Source organism: Lactiplantibacillus daoliensis (assembly GCF_005405005.1).
Classification (GTDB): Bacteria; Bacillota; Bacilli; order Lactobacillales; family Lactobacillaceae; genus Lactiplantibacillus; species Lactiplantibacillus daoliensis.
The window spans coordinates 189,577-203,668 of sequence record NZ_BJDH01000005.1 but is presented as its reverse complement, the minus strand read 5'-3'; the positions used below and the strand labels follow the sequence as shown (position 1 = coordinate 203,668).

The 14,092-nt window shown below is 44.3% G+C and carries 15 protein-coding genes and 1 pseudogene; all 16 read right to left on the bottom strand.

Annotation, left to right across the window (positions count from 1 at the left end; all coding sequences use genetic code 11):
• Positions 1-2: 2 nt before the first annotated feature.
• The 16 genes and pseudogenes from FFM64_RS08210 to smc all read right to left on the bottom strand — a co-directional run bounded on the left by FFM64_RS08210 (position 3) and on the right by smc (position 13,546).
• Positions 3-884 carry an ABC transporter ATP-binding protein gene (locus FFM64_RS08210; protein WP_137607521.1) on the bottom strand — a complete coding sequence of 294 codons (882 nt, stop codon included), beginning with the start codon at positions 882-884 and terminating at the stop codon, positions 3-5.
• A 271-nt stretch (positions 885-1,155) separates the two neighbouring features.
• A complete protein-coding gene (locus FFM64_RS08205) occupies positions 1,156-1,329 on the bottom strand; it encodes a 4-hydroxy-3-methylbut-2-enyl diphosphate reductase (protein ID WP_137607590.1) in 174 nt (57 codons plus the stop codon).
• 464 nt (positions 1,330-1,793) lie between these two features.
• Positions 1,794-2,018 carry a hypothetical protein gene (locus FFM64_RS08200; RefSeq protein ID WP_137607520.1) on the bottom strand — a complete coding sequence of 75 codons (225 nt, stop codon included), beginning with the start codon at positions 2,016-2,018 and terminating at the stop codon, positions 1,794-1,796.
• Positions 2,015-2,233 (bottom strand): annotated as a pseudogene (locus FFM64_RS12510) (ADP-ribosyltransferase); the annotation flags it as partial. The gene FFM64_RS08200 and the pseudogene FFM64_RS12510, both read right to left, overlap by 4 nt.
• A 47-nt stretch (positions 2,234-2,280) precedes the next feature.
• A complete protein-coding gene (locus FFM64_RS08190) occupies positions 2,281-3,147 on the bottom strand; it encodes an SPFH domain-containing protein (RefSeq protein WP_137607518.1) in 867 nt (288 codons plus the stop codon).
• 202 nt (positions 3,148-3,349) lie between these two features.
• The gene (locus FFM64_RS08185; protein WP_171000335.1) at positions 3,350-3,736 is read right to left on the bottom strand and encodes a YxeA family protein; all 387 of its coding nucleotides are present in this window, start codon (positions 3,734-3,736) and stop codon (positions 3,350-3,352) included.
• A gap of 114 nt (positions 3,737-3,850) precedes the next feature.
• Positions 3,851-3,973 carry a hypothetical protein gene (locus FFM64_RS12470; RefSeq protein ID WP_263389842.1) on the bottom strand — a complete coding sequence of 41 codons (123 nt, stop codon included), beginning with the start codon at positions 3,971-3,973 and terminating at the stop codon, positions 3,851-3,853.
• A gap of 192 nt (positions 3,974-4,165) precedes the next feature.
• Positions 4,166-4,522, bottom strand: coding sequence for a 50S ribosomal protein L19 (rplS, locus tag FFM64_RS08180; protein ID WP_137607516.1), 357 nt, complete (start codon positions 4,520-4,522; stop codon positions 4,166-4,168).
• Between the two features lie 117 nt (positions 4,523-4,639).
• Positions 4,640-5,380 carry a tRNA (guanosine(37)-N1)-methyltransferase TrmD gene (gene trmD, locus FFM64_RS08175; RefSeq protein ID WP_137607515.1) on the bottom strand — a complete coding sequence of 247 codons (741 nt, stop codon included), beginning with the start codon at positions 5,378-5,380 and terminating at the stop codon, positions 4,640-4,642.
• Entirely contained in the window at positions 5,380-5,904 is a 525-nt protein-coding gene (rimM, locus tag FFM64_RS08170) for a ribosome maturation factor RimM (protein WP_137607514.1), read from the bottom strand. Before rimM ends, trmD begins: the two co-directional genes overlap by 1 nt.
• Before the next feature lie 70 nt (positions 5,905-5,974).
• Entirely contained in the window at positions 5,975-6,232 is a 258-nt protein-coding gene (khpA, locus tag FFM64_RS08165) for an RNA-binding protein KhpA (RefSeq protein ID WP_137607513.1), read from the bottom strand.
• Positions 6,233-6,249: 17 nt separating this feature from the next.
• Complete coding sequence (gene rpsP / locus FFM64_RS08160) at positions 6,250-6,522, bottom strand: 30S ribosomal protein S16 (protein ID WP_003638633.1); 273 nt, start codon at positions 6,520-6,522, stop codon at positions 6,250-6,252.
• A 96-nt stretch (positions 6,523-6,618) separates the two neighbouring features.
• The gene (gene ffh, locus FFM64_RS08155; RefSeq protein ID WP_137607512.1) at positions 6,619-8,073 is read right to left on the bottom strand and encodes a signal recognition particle protein; all 1,455 of its coding nucleotides are present in this window, start codon (positions 8,071-8,073) and stop codon (positions 6,619-6,621) included.
• A gap of 23 nt (positions 8,074-8,096) precedes the next feature.
• Positions 8,097-8,444, bottom strand: coding sequence for a putative DNA-binding protein (locus FFM64_RS08150; RefSeq protein ID WP_137607511.1), 348 nt, complete (start codon positions 8,442-8,444; stop codon positions 8,097-8,099).
• 144 nt (positions 8,445-8,588) lie between these two features.
• The gene (gene ftsY / locus FFM64_RS08145; RefSeq protein WP_137607510.1) at positions 8,589-9,956 is read right to left on the bottom strand and encodes a signal recognition particle-docking protein FtsY; all 1,368 of its coding nucleotides are present in this window, start codon (positions 9,954-9,956) and stop codon (positions 8,589-8,591) included.
• Between the two features lie 20 nt (positions 9,957-9,976).
• Positions 9,977-13,546: a chromosome segregation protein SMC gene (smc, locus tag FFM64_RS08140; RefSeq protein WP_137607509.1), complete on the bottom strand. Its 3,570-nt coding sequence runs from the start codon at positions 13,544-13,546 to the stop codon at positions 9,977-9,979.
• Positions 13,547-14,092: the final 546 nt, after the last annotated feature.

The window sequence follows — 14,092 nt, the reverse complement described above, 5'->3', positions numbered from 1 at the left end:
AACTAGGCCTCCTTGGTTAAGTGGACAAAAATAGTGGCTAATGATTCTCGATTGATCGTCACTTGCCGCAATTGTGATAAATACGGGACTAGTGCTTGCAAGGTTCGATCACCATCTGTGCTAGTAATTTGGACAACTTGATTGACTTGCGACACTGCCGTCACCCCGCCCAATGCCTCAAAAGTTGTCAAAGCGAGTGACGTTTGAAAACTAATCTCGACCTGTTGATATTGTTGCTGCAACTCGGCCAACGTTCCTTGAAAAATAAAGCGACCATCTTGAAGTAACAAGATCCGATCAGCGACTTGTTCAATTTCGGGTAAATAGTGGCTCGTAATAATCACCGTTTTGCCTAGTTCTTTTAGCGCCTTGACGCGTGCCCAAAAGGCTTGCTGGGCATTGGTGTCCATTCCCACTGTTGGTTCGTCCAAAAATAATAGCTTCGGATTGCCAATTAGTGCCAACGCAAAGGTGACGCGCCGTAACTGACCACCTGATAAAGTTGTTAATTGTCGTTGTGCTAGCTCAGTCAATGCTAAATCGGCCATCAATTGCTTCGGTTGTAATGCTGTCGGGTAATGCGTTGCTGCCATGGTTAACAGTTCCACTACCGTGATCCCGCGAATCGGCAAATCGCCTTGTAACATTGAGCCAATATTTCGCTTGGCTAACGGTCCCCCGGGTACCTGATCAAACAAGGTTAAATGACCACTTTTCTTCGCCCGTACCCCCAGCAACAAGTTCAAAAGTGTCGTTTTTCCAGCCCCATTTTTCCCAATTAGGCCAATAATTTCACCAGGATTAATGGTTAAATTAATATCTTTTAAAATGGCCTGCTCGCCATAACTAAAACTCACATGTTCTGCCTGAATAATTGGTTGCATCTCTTCATCCCCCTTTGAATAGTATTAGCATAGCAGGAGGGCTAGGTTGGCGGTAGGTCACTTTGTCATGAGTTTTAGATGACAAATGTCATGTTTTAATTACTGTGGCTATTCTTTGAAGTTGGTTGACGGTTTGATGGTAAATAACCCAATGACTTATTTATGAGTAGTCGAAAAAAGATGGCCCGGTTACCTAGTCATAGGCACTGAATCATCCATCATCTGTATATGAACTTACAGGTTTCAGAATTAGCTGGCATGATTGAGCCACCTAAACAACTTCAATAGTGCTTATCTGTGATTCGCCATAATATTGGAAACCAATAGAAATTTCATCTTCCCCAACATCTTCTGAATCGTTCCAGTCCAATGCCAATCCTTCAACAACTTGTCCATCTTTAAGAACCAGCCTGACGTTTTTCCCAACGTATAACCATAACTTCATTTCATCAATCTTCTTTCGTTGAAGCATAATTTTAAAAACATTTTATCTAAAAGAAAGTTAATAATATACAGTAAAGTCCCAGCCAGCTGAGGCCTTACTTTACAAAAATAGACATGAATTACTTCACCCTTGGATAATTAAAGTTCCTAAACTCAAACATGCAGAAATTTGTCATGTCCATATTTACTATACAATAATAATACTACCGACAGTCATCATTTTTTTCATTACTTTTCAAAATCACACAGTTTTGGATTAGTTGTTAAAAACAGTAACTGGTCTGAACGAGCGATTCAAAATAATGAAAAAAGTGCTTGATACCATTTTTGAAAAATCAAAAAAAGTATTACCAAGCAACCTGACTCCAGTTTCTTGGTAATACTCAATAAATCTGAAAACACTAATATTTGATTCTGCAGGCCTTTTGTATCTAAAAATGTGGTCTATTTGGGTACTTGTAATTTTTATTTTGGATCTTTTAAATTTGCTGGATTATCAGCAAAATCTTCAGTTTCAGGATTTAACATTGGTAAACCAAGTTCCTTTGCACGTCTGTACATACCGATACGATTTGACATTGTCATAGCCTTATCAGCGCCTTGAATCAACTGTTCTTTAGTCCAATGACTAAAATCGATTGGGTTGTTTTCTTCTTGCTCAATCATCCGCTCAATAAAGTTTTTTTTCACTTCTCGGCCTCCATGAATTCAAGCGTTAGTTCCACTTGTTTTTTTTCGTTTTGCCGTGCAGATATAATTCTGTAATTCTGACCACGAGGCAGAATCATTTCACTTTCCGCAAAGTTATCCGTAATGAGAACATGCGACCCTTTCTGGACTTTTATGACTACTTTTACAGCGTAATTCTTAAAAATATCCTTTGAGCTCATGCTTGTGGACACAAAACCATTATCATAATGTAGCGTCTATAAACGCTGACACATAAACGTTTCTACTCCACCTTAGAAGTATTAACAATCGGTTGTGTCCCACGCTCGGATATGATGGTCACCATCATATTATTTATCAGTTGGAGCTTTTTATCATCTGACAGCTGCATCCCAGTGTCTTTCTCAAGTCGTTTAATCGTCTCTTCGGTAATAGAAACCGCCCCTTCAACAATCACCTTCCGTGCAGATAAGATTGCAGAAGATTGTTGCCGTTGTAACATTGCACTGGCAATTTCAGTCGCATACGCCAAATGAGTCAAACGGGTCTCCACAATTTCGACCCCAGCAACATTCAAACGGTCCTGTAACTCTTCGGTCAAACGATCCGAGACTTCGGTTGGATTACTTCGCAGCGTCACCTTTTCATCATCTTCAGCCGTATCGTAAGGATATTCTGATGCCACATGACGAACCGCCGATTCACTTTGAATTTCAACAAATTGTTCGTAATCATCAACGGCAAATAGCGCCATACTAGTATCGACAACTTTAAAAACAATTACCGCCGCAATTTCAACGGGATTCCCACGCAGGTCATTTACCTTTAAAATTGCACTGTTAAAGTTTCGTACTCGCAATGAGATCGCAGACTTATTTGTCAGTGGCACCGTCATAAATAAGCCAGAATCGCGAATCGTGCCGATGTATTTCCCAAAAAAGGTCAGCACACGGGCTTCATTTGGCCCCACAATGGTCAGTGAACTGGCGGCAAAACCAGCCACAATAATCAATACGCCACCCAATAACACGCTGACAATATGATCTCCAACACTACCTTGCCAAATCAGCCAACCACCAAAAATCACAAATAGAATGGCTAAAACAAGCCCCAGATAACCATTAATATGAAATACTTCTTTTTCCTTCATAATTGAATCCCTCCGTTACTGCTAGTATACCCGTCAAACTAGTGAAGAGCTATTCACGATTAGTATTATAGTCTCCGTACCTCTCACATCGTACTTGAATGCCAGCTTGCACTGCTAGTTTAACTAACCAAATTGATTATTGATCAAAAAAAGTCGCGAATTTAGAAAGTAGCTTCCTAATCCGCGACATCATTATTTTAATTTAACTCACCAGTTGATTTTTAACCGGCACCGGTAAGTGCTTAACGTTTTTAACCGGTTCATAATTTGTGACACCATAACGGGCATTGACCGTCACTTTCACAATCTTACTACGTGTAAATGGTGCCGGCGCCACAGCATCCGTTTTAAACTTAATCTGCCGCTTCGCACCATGTCGATTAATTCCCATCCCTAAATAAGTATGCCCAGTACTCGTCACCCCAGTTGGTAAGCTCACGTTAAACGAATTCAGTGCTTTCCCGTTTTGCACATAATAGGTTTCACCGCCGTAGCGATAGACCATCCACCAGATATTCAACCCTAGGACTACAATCAACAACATGATTTCCACTGCGCCAATCAACCACTCACGCCTCTGTTTGGTCACTTTCCGCCACTCCATCTCTCTGTTTAATTACTTTGAGTATAGATAATGCGTTACCGGGAAACAAGTGATAAAACGAAACAAATATATTCATAAACAGCTCCGACTGCGCAACACCTATTTTCGACGATGACCAAGCCAAACGACTAGATAACCAATTGCGGTTAATCCAATGCTCACCGCCAACCAGATCATCATTGACGCTGCCAGATCTGGATCAAGATTTAACAAGATTTTCAATTATGCCCGGCCTCCTGCAATGAGTATTATCGTCTCATACAAAATAAATTTAACCTTGATTGTATCATAGCATTATTTGATTGAATGTTAACCAAAGTGAACAAAAAAATCGATCACTGAAATTAATCAGTAACCGATTCTTGGACTTAATCCGTGACCTAAGCCACCTGATCAAGTTTAAATTGCTTGGATTTAGCCGCGACGACGTTCTGGGATCCGAGCAGCCTTACCATGTAAGTCGCGTAAGTAGTACAACTTAGCACGACGGACACGACCTTGACGTACAACATCAATAGCTGCAACACGAGGTGTGTGTAATGGGAAAGTCCGTTCAACACCGACACCATTACTGATCTTACGAACAGTATAGGTTTCGCTGATACCTGAACCGTGGCGTTTGATAACGACACCTTCAAATAATTGGATCCGTTCACGCGTGCCTTCAACAACACGGGCGTGAATACGAACAGTATCTCCAGGGCGGAAATCAGGGATATCCGTACGGAGTTGGTCATTGGTGATCTTTTCGATCAATTGGTTTTGACGCATAGTTTTGTTTCTTCCTTTCGCCGATATTCGTGACAACTTTGGTCAGCGGAATGTCGTTAATGGGCATGATAGCCAATAAATAGATTAACATAATCCCTGCGTTCGTGCAAGGTTTCTTTACAACTCACTGGCATCGGCTTGAATATCTGCCAACATCTGGCGGGCTTTGCCACTGAGCTTCAGCTGCTTCAACATATCTGGCCGTCGTTCATAGGTCCGTTTTAAAGCCTGTTCTAAGCGCCAGTCATCGATTTTACCATGATCGCCGCTCAGTAAGATGTCGGGCACTTTCATCCCGCGAAAGTCAGCTGGACGCGTATATTGTGGATATTCTAACAGGCCACTGGAGAATGAATCTCCCGGCGCCGACTCGGAATTACCCAAAACACCCGGAATCAGCCGCACTGTTGCATCAATCATAACCATCGCGCCTAATTCACCACCGGTTAAGACATAATCCCCTAAGGAGACCTCATCCGTCACCAGCGAACGAATTCGCTCGTCATAGCCTTCATAATGGCCACAGATAAACGTTAAATGGTCTTCCTTGGCAAAGTCCTCGGCGACCGTTTGATTGAACTGATAGCCAGCAGGGTCAAGCAAGATGACCCGTCCCTTTGATGGATGCTTGGTCTGCACATCTGCGAGGGCGTCAAAAATCGGTTGTGGTTGCAATAACATCCCCGCGCCGCCCCCATAAGGGTAATCATCAACATGATTATGCTTATCGGTCGTGTAGTCCCGAAAGTCTGTGACACCAACCTCAATCAAATCATTTTCGACAGCATTACCGATCATCGATTCATGGAGTGGCCCATCAAACATGTGCGGAAATAAGCTTAAAATATCGATCCGCATTAGTCGATCAACCCCTCCATCAATTCAACGGTAACTGTTCCGGCATCCAGGTCCACTTTTTTGATGACTTGTGGAATTTTTGGCAACAGCACATCAGCTTGCCCATGATCGCGTTGAACGACCCAAACATCATTGGCACCGGGTGACAAGATTTCTTTAACCTTACCAACCGTTTCGCCATCAATAGTCACAACTTTTAGCCCAATGATTTGATGATAATAATATTCACCAGCTGGTAAGTCCTGTAACGCTTCTGCCGCGACCTTTAACGTCCAGCCTTTATACTTTTCAACATCATTAATGTTGTCGAACCCTTTAAATGTCAGGAAAAAGAGCCCTTTTTGTTCACGTGCCTTATCAATCGTCACGGTAATACCACCGGTCGTGTCCGCCACGTCCTTAAACAGCACCAACTTAGCGCCTTTAACAAAACGTTTTTCAGGGAAATCAGTGATAACGACGACTTTGACTTCACCACGAATCCCGTGGGTATTAACTAAGGTCCCTACTCGAAAATAATCCATATGACCCTCCTTAAAATTGAGTATTATTTTTGTAATAAAAAAGCTCTCGAACAAAACATTACTGCTTCGCTCAAGAGTTTTTTTTCTGTCCATCTTCGATCGTAAGACGAACTCGTTTAGGTCCTGAAACTCGGACACTATACACAATCGTCCGAATTGCCGAGGCAACGCGTCCTTGTCGACCAATAATCCGACCGATATCCTCAGGATTAACGGTTAAGTTATATTCTAAGTAACGATTAGTTTCTTTGAAATCAATCGCAATATCTGCTGGATATTGAACCAACGGTGTGACGACCGTTTTGATTAAAGCTTTAATATCTGCCATGATCTATTACCGCTTTATTATTTAGTGAACTTAGCTTCATGATACTTCTTCATGATACCGGCTTTTGATAAGATATTCTTAACCGTATCTGAAGGTTGTGCACCATTGTTCAACCAACCGAGGATATCTTCCTCTTCAAGTTTAACTTGGGCTGGTTCTGTAAGTGGGTTGTATGTGCCGACTTGGGCGATAAAACGACCATCACGTGGTGAACGTGAATCAGCGACAACAATCCGGTAAAATGGATTTTTCTTTGAACCCATCCGCTTTAGACGAATCTTGACTGACATTTAAACACCTCCCGAATTCTTTAACAGGTAATAATATACCAGTAAATCAATAGCTTGTAAAGGTTTTTTTCTTGACAGGCTAAAAATAGTTTCAAATTAACGTTTACGACGCCGCATTGCCTTGGCTAAACGCTTCTTTTTATTTTTCTGTGTGGTGCGAACCATGCGCTTCATGGCCATTTGTTGCATCTTGCCACCAAAACCGCCACCACCACCGGCGCCGCCCATCAACCCTTCCATACCGGAAAAATTACCTTTGGACATTTGGTTCATCATCTTTTTAGTTTGATTGAACTGTTTGATCATCCGATTAACTTCATGAATCGGCCGACCAGAACCAGCAGCAATTCGTCGACGACGAGAAGGATTCAAAACATCTGGATCTTGTTTTTCCTGTGGCGTCATTGAATAAACGATCGCACGAATATGGGCAATATCTTTGGGATCCATATTGAAGTTCTTCATCGCAGGATTGTTCGCCATCCCAGGAATCATCTTCATAATATCTTCCATGTTACCCATTTTGTCGACTTGGTCGAGTTGATCGATGAAATCGTTGAAGTCGAAAGAGTTTTCCTGAATCTTACGGTTCATCTGTTCGGCTTCTTTTTCGTCATACTGTTGTTGCGCCTTTTCAATCAACGTCAACATGTCACCCATGCCTAAGATCCGATCGGCCATACGATCAGGATGGAAGACATCCAGGTCAGTCATCTTTTCACCTTGACCAACAAACTTGATTGGTTTACCTGTGACGGCCCGAATTGATAACGCGGCCCCACCACGGGTATCCCCATCTAATTTGGTTAAAACAACTCCGGTGACATCCAATTTCTGGTCGAAACCTTCCGCAGTATTCACGGCATTTTGACCAGTCATGGCATCGATAACTAACAAGATTTCGTCAGGATGGACTAAATCTTTAATATTAGCCAATTCTGTCATTAATTGTTCATCGATTTGTAAACGACCGGCCGTATCAATAAAGACATAATCATTATGATTAGCTTCGGCTTCGACCATCCCTTGACGAACGATTTCGACAGGATCAACATCCGTGCCCATTTCAAAAACGGGTACATCAATCTGTTGTCCGACCTGTTGCAATTGTTGAATTGCGGCTGGCCGGTAAACATCGGCCGCAATCATTAATGGTCGGGCGTTCTGTTCATTTTTAAGCTTTAAAGCTAATTTCCCAACCGTGGTCGTTTTCCCGGCCCCTTGAAGCCCAGCCATCATGATGACTGTTGGAATCTTGGCTGACTTATTTAATGGAACCGCGGTTTCACCCATCGTCTTCGTTAATTCTTCGTTAACGATCTTGACAATTTGTTGTGCTGGGTTCAATCCTTCAAGAACTTTCGCCCCCAAAGCACGATCCCGTACTGTTTTGACGAAATCTTTGACGACGGTAAAGTTAACGTCGGCTTCGAGTAATGCCAAGCGAATTTCACGCATGGTGTCTCGTAAGTCACTTTCGGAAACTTTTCCTTTCCGTCGGAGATTGGTCATTGCTTTTTGTAAACGTTCTGTTAGGCCTTCAAATGCCATCAGTGTTCACCTAACCTTCATTTTTATTCTGAGTCAGCTTCTAAGTTGACTAGTTGTTGAATCATCTTAATTAACGTTGCATCACCATGATAGTGTTGCTTAATATACGCAGAAATTGCGTCAACCTCGTGATTACGTTCAACAAATGCTTGATACAAATGCAATTTAGTCTCGTAACCTTCGAGAATCTTTTCTGTGCGCTTGATATTATCGTATACCGCTTGGCGCGAGACCGAAAATTCTTCGGCAATCTCCCCTAAAGAATAATCATCACCGTAATACAGCTGAATATAAGATTTTTGCTTATTCGTCAGCAGTGGTTCGTAGAATTCAAATAAAGAGTTAATGCGGTAATTTTTTTCAATTTCCATGGGACGCTCCTTTGAGTACAAAATAACTAATTGCACACTAACTTAGATTACCGATTTTTCCTTGAAACGTCAACTCTCAGCCGCTAGTTTCAGACAAAAAATGAGAACGCTCTTTCGTTACCCGAAAAACCGTTCTCAAGTTGATTAACCGGCAATCACATCTTTGAATAGCCCATAAACAAAGTCATTCGCGTTAAATGGCCGTAAATCAGTCACTTTTTCGCCAAGACCAACATACTTTACGGCTAAATGGAGCTCGTTACGGATTGCCAACACAATCCCCCCACGCGCTGTCCCATCTAGCTTCGTTAAGACGATGCCAGTCACTGCCGTCGATTGTTTAAATAATTTAGCTTGATTCAAAGCGTTTTGACCAGTTGTCGCATCTAGGACCAACAAGACCTCTTGTGGCGCACTTGGAATCTCGCGGGTGATGATCCGTTTGATTTTTTCCAGTTCGTTCATCAAGTTGACCTTATTTTGTAAACGGCCAGCCGTATCAACGAATAAAATATCATAATCCTCTGCTTTAGCCTTCTTAACGGCGTCAAAACAAACCGAAGCGGGATCACTCTTTTCGGGACCCGCAACGACATCAACACCGTCACGTTCACCCCAAACTTGGAGTTGTTGAATCGCGCCAGCACGGAACGTATCACATGCCGCTAATAAGACCTTCTTGCCTTGTTGCTTATACATATTCGCCATTTTACCAATGGTCGTTGTTTTACCAGCCCCATTGACGCCGACAAAGAGAATGACGGTTGGACCAGATTTGGCTAAATGAATACTGTTATCTTCACCACGACCGGCTTCACCGTACATATCAACAAGTTTTTCGACGATGACACTAGAGATTTCTTTTTTACTCTTCGCATTTTTGAGTTTAACTTCATCACGCAACTCATCACTAATGCGCATTGCAGTTTCGTAACCAACGTCAGATTCAATCAAGGTGTCTTCCAATTCATCAAAGAAACCTTCATCCACGTGACGGAAATTAGCTAGGAAGGCATTGATACGATCACCAAAGGTCTTCCGTGACTTCTTCAACCCTTCATCATAACGTTCCGCTTCTGTCGGTTCAGCCGTATCCGTTGTCTCTTCGGCTTCAGTGGCTTCACTCTCAACTGTCGCATCAGCATCAGCTGATTCAGCGGGCGTGCTTTCTGGAGCCTGACTGCTAACTACTTCTGCCACGGGCGCAACCGAAGTCGCTTCGGACTCAGCAGACTGCGCCACAGACACCGGTGCACTTGACTCAGCTACGGTGCTAGTTGGTGCCGTGCTAGCCGTCATGACTGGGGCTTCGGAAGTGACTGGGGCTTCACTGGTCACTGCTGCAACTTTGCTGTCAGTCGACACGGTCGACGGCGTGGACTCAGCAGCACTCGTCCCCACTTCCGCCTGACTGGCAGTGCTGTCACTAGCGGCACTAGCAGCTGAGTTTGCTTGTGAGTCGTCAGATTCTGGTAAACTAAATGCCTGTTTTAGGCGACTAAATAATCCCATATTATGATTGCTCCTTTAGCTTATTTTTCGGTATCGGCACTGGCTTTTAAATCATCCAATGAAACCGAGACCATCTTTGAGACCCCGGATTCTTCCATCGTCACGCCATACAATACATTCGCATGCATCATCGTCCCTTTACGGTGAGTGATAATGACAAATTGGGTTCCGGTCTGAAAGTCTTGTAAATATTGGCTAAAACGATCCACATTCGCATCATCTAAGGCAGCCTCAGCTTCATCCAAAATACTAAATGGTACCGGCCGTACCGCTAAGATGGCAAATAACAGTGTAATTGCAGTTAATGCGCGTTCACCGCCGGACAACAAACTTAACCGTTGGAACTTTTTGCCAGGTGGCTGGGCCATAATATCGACCCCACTGGTCAACAGGTGTTCCGGATCGGTCAAAATCAATTCAGCTTTCCCGCCACCAAACATCTGCCCGAAGATGGCACTAAATTCCTTGGCCACTTGATCAAAGGCGTTCTTGAAACGGGTCACGACGGTCTCATCTAAATCGGCCATCGTTTGCAGCAAATCAGCCTTGGACTGCGTTAAATCAGCCACTTGCTCGCTCAAAAAATCGTAACGTTTGGATAACTCATCAAAGGCGTCGATTGCACCTAAGTTGACGGTTCCAATCTCATCAAGACCACGTTTCAATAATTTGAGTTGCTCAGTAATTTCTGGCAACGTTAAGTCACTCAGATCGGCTTGCGCCGCTTCAATCGTTAGACTGTACTTTTCGCCTAAATCAGCGGTGGCATGGTCCACTTCGCCGGTTAACTTCGTTTGACTCAACTCAAGTCGCCGGAAATCATCCGTTGCAGCGGCCAACAATTGCTGCGTCCGGGTCTGTTGCGTCGTTAAGTCGTCTAAAGCATCATTCGCGGTCGCCAGTTTTGACTGGACCTCAGCCTGCTTTGCGACCACGTCGGCTTGCGCGGCCTGAGCCTTGGCCAAAATGGCCGTCCGCTCTTGACCCGACAGTTGTTCATTTGTCAGTGCCTGTTGAACTGTCTCTAGCTCTTCAGCAGCCTGCTGTTGAGTAGCTTGTTGCGTACTTAACTGTTGGTCACACTGTTCAAGTTGTTGCTTAACTTGTTTGCAACGTTCCTGCAATGTCACCAAGGTTTCGCGTTGCGTCTGCAACTGACCGGCTTGTGTTTGCTGGTAGACCGTATAATCCTGCTGCTGTTGCTTAATTATCTCAATTTGTTCTAAATAATCTGCAAGTTTGGCTTGATTCTCAGCCGTTGCCTGTTGATTATGGGCAACCTGATCATCATAACTACTATCTTCATCGGCTCGCTGTGAACGTTCATAATCTAACGCCTTTACCTGCCGCGTTAGTTGCGTTAATTCCCGCTGTGCAGCTTGCAAATTAGCTTGAACTTGGTTGGCTTGATCTTTTAACTCACTCAACTTTTGCTGACTAGCTTCACCAGCCGTGGTTAAGGTCGCATTTTCAAGTTTAGTCGCTTGCAGTTGTTTCTCACTGGCGGTCAGCGCAAGCGTCATCTTTTCTAAATCAGCGGCCAATTGGTCGGTTCGTTGACGCTGTTGCAGCACACCGCGATCGCCGTGCATCGTGGCACCACCTGTGATCGCACCGCTTGCAGCAATCGTTTCACCATCGACGGTCACCAGCTTACAGTGAAAACGACGGGTCCGCGAAATTGCCATCGCGTGTTCAAGCGTGTCGACGATTACCGTTGTGCCTAACAAATAGCGTTTAATGGCAACATAGGGCTGTGCACAGGTCACTAACTCACTCGCGACACCCAGAACACCCGTTTGTTGCTGAATCGCTTGAGCCGTCGCTACCGGCAATTGGCGACCGTCAATTCGTTCAACCGGTAAAAAAGTCGCGCGACCCGCATGATTTTTCGTCAGGAAGCCCACAACGGCCTTGGCCGTCTGTTGCGTGTCACACACAATGTTCTGAACCTGCCCACCAAGGGCCACTTCAACGGCTTTCGTATAGTTAGCAGGAATTGTTAACAACTCAGAAACCGCCCCAGCAACACCTGGAAACTGTTGTCGATGCTCTAACGCTGCTCGGACACCAGCAAAAAAGCTAGTATAACGTTCTTGTGCGGATTGTAAGGTTTCTAATTGCGACTTGGCCTTTTCCCGCATCCCTAACGCCGCATAGTAATTTTGTTGTTGCGTTTCATACTGTTCGGCACCTGCGCGATACGCTGCCCGCTGTTGAGCTAAGTCTTGCGTTTGCGCATGGACCTGATTTTCAATCATACTCAACCGATGATTTTGCTCATCAACCGCTGTTTTAGCAGCAGCGAGTTGTGATTGTGCCGTCGTCAAGTTACGAGTCGTTGCATCGGTACGAGAGTCCGCCTGTTGATGCTGTTTGACCAGATTTTTGGCTTCATTATTTAGTGAGGCTTCCGTCTGTTTTTCACTCACATAAGCAGCCCGAACTTTTTCCAATTGATCGGCCAATTGTTTTCGACCAGCCTCACTAGTTGCGGTGGTTAATTTCGACACACTGGTTTGCAGTTCTTTGACCTGACTTTGTTGGCTCGCTAACTGTTTCGTTAACTGCGCCTTCTGTGAAGTCAAGTCACCAACTGCTACCTTGGCAGCAGTTAACGCTGCGGTCAAACGGTCTTGCGTTGCTTGTTGGTTTTGCCGCCGCTCCGCATCAATGCCTTGACGTCCCTGAGTGTTTTCAATGGTTTTCGTTAACTCAAGATTTTGAGCCGCAAGTTCATCTTTAGCTTTTAACTGCGCTGCCTGGTCACTTTTCAGTTGATTGACCTGCGTCGCAACAGCATCCGCCTGAACCTGATACTTTTGGACGAGCGCTTTAGCTTGGCTCAATTGTTGATTAACCTTGACCAATTGATCGTGCGCAATCGTTACTTTTTTAACCAAGCGAGACCGATCTAAATAATCATACTTCTGTTTCTGATCTTGATAATCGTGTGCTAAGCTGGCTTGCTGTTCCAACGGGCCACGTTGTTGGTCTAATTCAGCGATAATATCGGTTATCCGATTTAAATTATCCGTCGTATCCGCCAACCGTGTTTCGGTCGTCTGCTTATCTTTTTTGTACTTCAAAACGCCGGCAACATCTTCAATGATGCTCCGTCGTTCCTCCGGTTTTGCGTTAAAAACGGCTTCGACCCGACCTTGAGAAATCACTGAAAACGAGTCCTTACCCAGACCCGTATCAATCGTTAAAGTCGTGATATCCTTCAAACGGCAAGCTTGATTATTGATCAAATACTCGCTGTCACCATTGCGGAATAGCTTCCGCGTAATGCTGACTTCCGCATAGTCTAGGGGCAAAAAGTGATCACTGTTATCAAACGTGATCGTCACTTTTGCCATGTTCAGTCGCTTACGATGAGCCGAGCCAGCAAAGATCACATCTGTCATCTTCGTGCCCCGCAAACTCTTCACGGCTTGTTCACCTAAGACCCAGCGAATCGCTTCAATGATATTACTCTTACCGCTCCCATTTGGGCCGACAATGCCAGTCATTCCGGCTTGAAAATCAATTTTTGTTTTATCGGCAAAGGACTTAAAGCCGCTGATTTCTAATGATTTAAGTTGCATTCGACACAAACTTCCTGTAATTATTAATTGTTACTTGTTCTAAAACGAGCTTTGATCAGTGGCAACCAGAAGTGGGCAACTAATTTTTTACCCTTCGGATTTTGGTTACTTTCTAAAGGTTGAAAGTCTCAAAAACATCTGTCGCAGTATCAGTAACTGTTACGTTTAAAGTAGACTCGTCCAAATTCAACGCTCCGTCAGTCAGAATCGGTGTGCCGTGGGGGACGGTGCCAGCCAAGGTACGGTCTGACACCTCAATTCAAAGCCGACAAAACACGTCTTTGAATTGCCCCGCAAGACTAGTCAGCCAAAAACGCCGACTCATCTTGCCGACACCGCACACTGATTCTGACTGACTCCGCTAAGCAATAAATAACTGATTAGCTGGAGGCTGTTGCTGATTGCATCGGACGTGTAAGTGGCGTTTGACCGGCGCTTTTTGCCGGCCTTACACCACGGACGGTCTGGGAGATTTGCGATTTTGGCAAAGCTTCCAGACGAGGTTCAAGACGTTTTTTAGGCTTGAACCGGTCCCTCGTCCGTATG

What these genes read in the sequence shown, in the direction of transcription:
- trmD (WP_137607515.1), bottom strand. Translation starts at nt 5,380, where the DNA reads ATGCGGATCGATATTTTAAGCTTATTTCCGCACATGTTTGATGGGCCA.
- FFM64_RS08190 (WP_137607518.1), bottom strand. Translation starts at nt 3,147, where the DNA reads ATGAAGGAAAAAGAAGTATTTCATATTAATGGTTATCTGGGGCTTGTT.
- FFM64_RS08205 (WP_137607590.1), bottom strand. Translation starts at nt 1,329, where the DNA reads ATGAAGTTATGGTTATACGTTGGGAAAAACGTCAGGCTGGTTCTTAAA.
- smc (WP_137607509.1), bottom strand. Translation starts at nt 13,546, where the DNA reads ATGCAACTTAAATCATTAGAAATCAGCGGCTTTAAGTCCTTTGCCGAT.
- rimM (WP_137607514.1), bottom strand. Translation starts at nt 5,904, where the DNA reads ATGGATTATTTTCGAGTAGGGACCTTAGTTAATACCCACGGGATTCGT.
- rplS (WP_137607516.1), bottom strand. Translation starts at nt 4,522, where the DNA reads ATGCGTCAAAACCAATTGATCGAAAAGATCACCAATGACCAACTCCGT.
- ftsY (WP_137607510.1), bottom strand. Translation starts at nt 9,956, where the DNA reads ATGGGATTATTTAGTCGCCTAAAACAGGCATTTAGTTTACCAGAATCT.
- khpA (WP_137607513.1), bottom strand. Translation starts at nt 6,232, where the DNA reads ATGGCAGATATTAAAGCTTTAATCAAAACGGTCGTCACACCGTTGGTT.
- FFM64_RS08150 (WP_137607511.1), bottom strand. Translation starts at nt 8,444, where the DNA reads ATGGAAATTGAAAAAAATTACCGCATTAACTCTTTATTTGAATTCTAC.
- rpsP (WP_003638633.1), bottom strand. Translation starts at nt 6,522, where the DNA reads ATGTCAGTCAAGATTCGTCTAAAGCGGATGGGTTCAAAGAAAAATCCA.
- FFM64_RS08210 (WP_137607521.1), bottom strand. Translation starts at nt 884, where the DNA reads ATGCAACCAATTATTCAGGCAGAACATGTGAGTTTTAGTTATGGCGAG.
- ffh (WP_137607512.1), bottom strand. Translation starts at nt 8,073, where the DNA reads ATGGCATTTGAAGGCCTAACAGAACGTTTACAAAAAGCAATGACCAAT.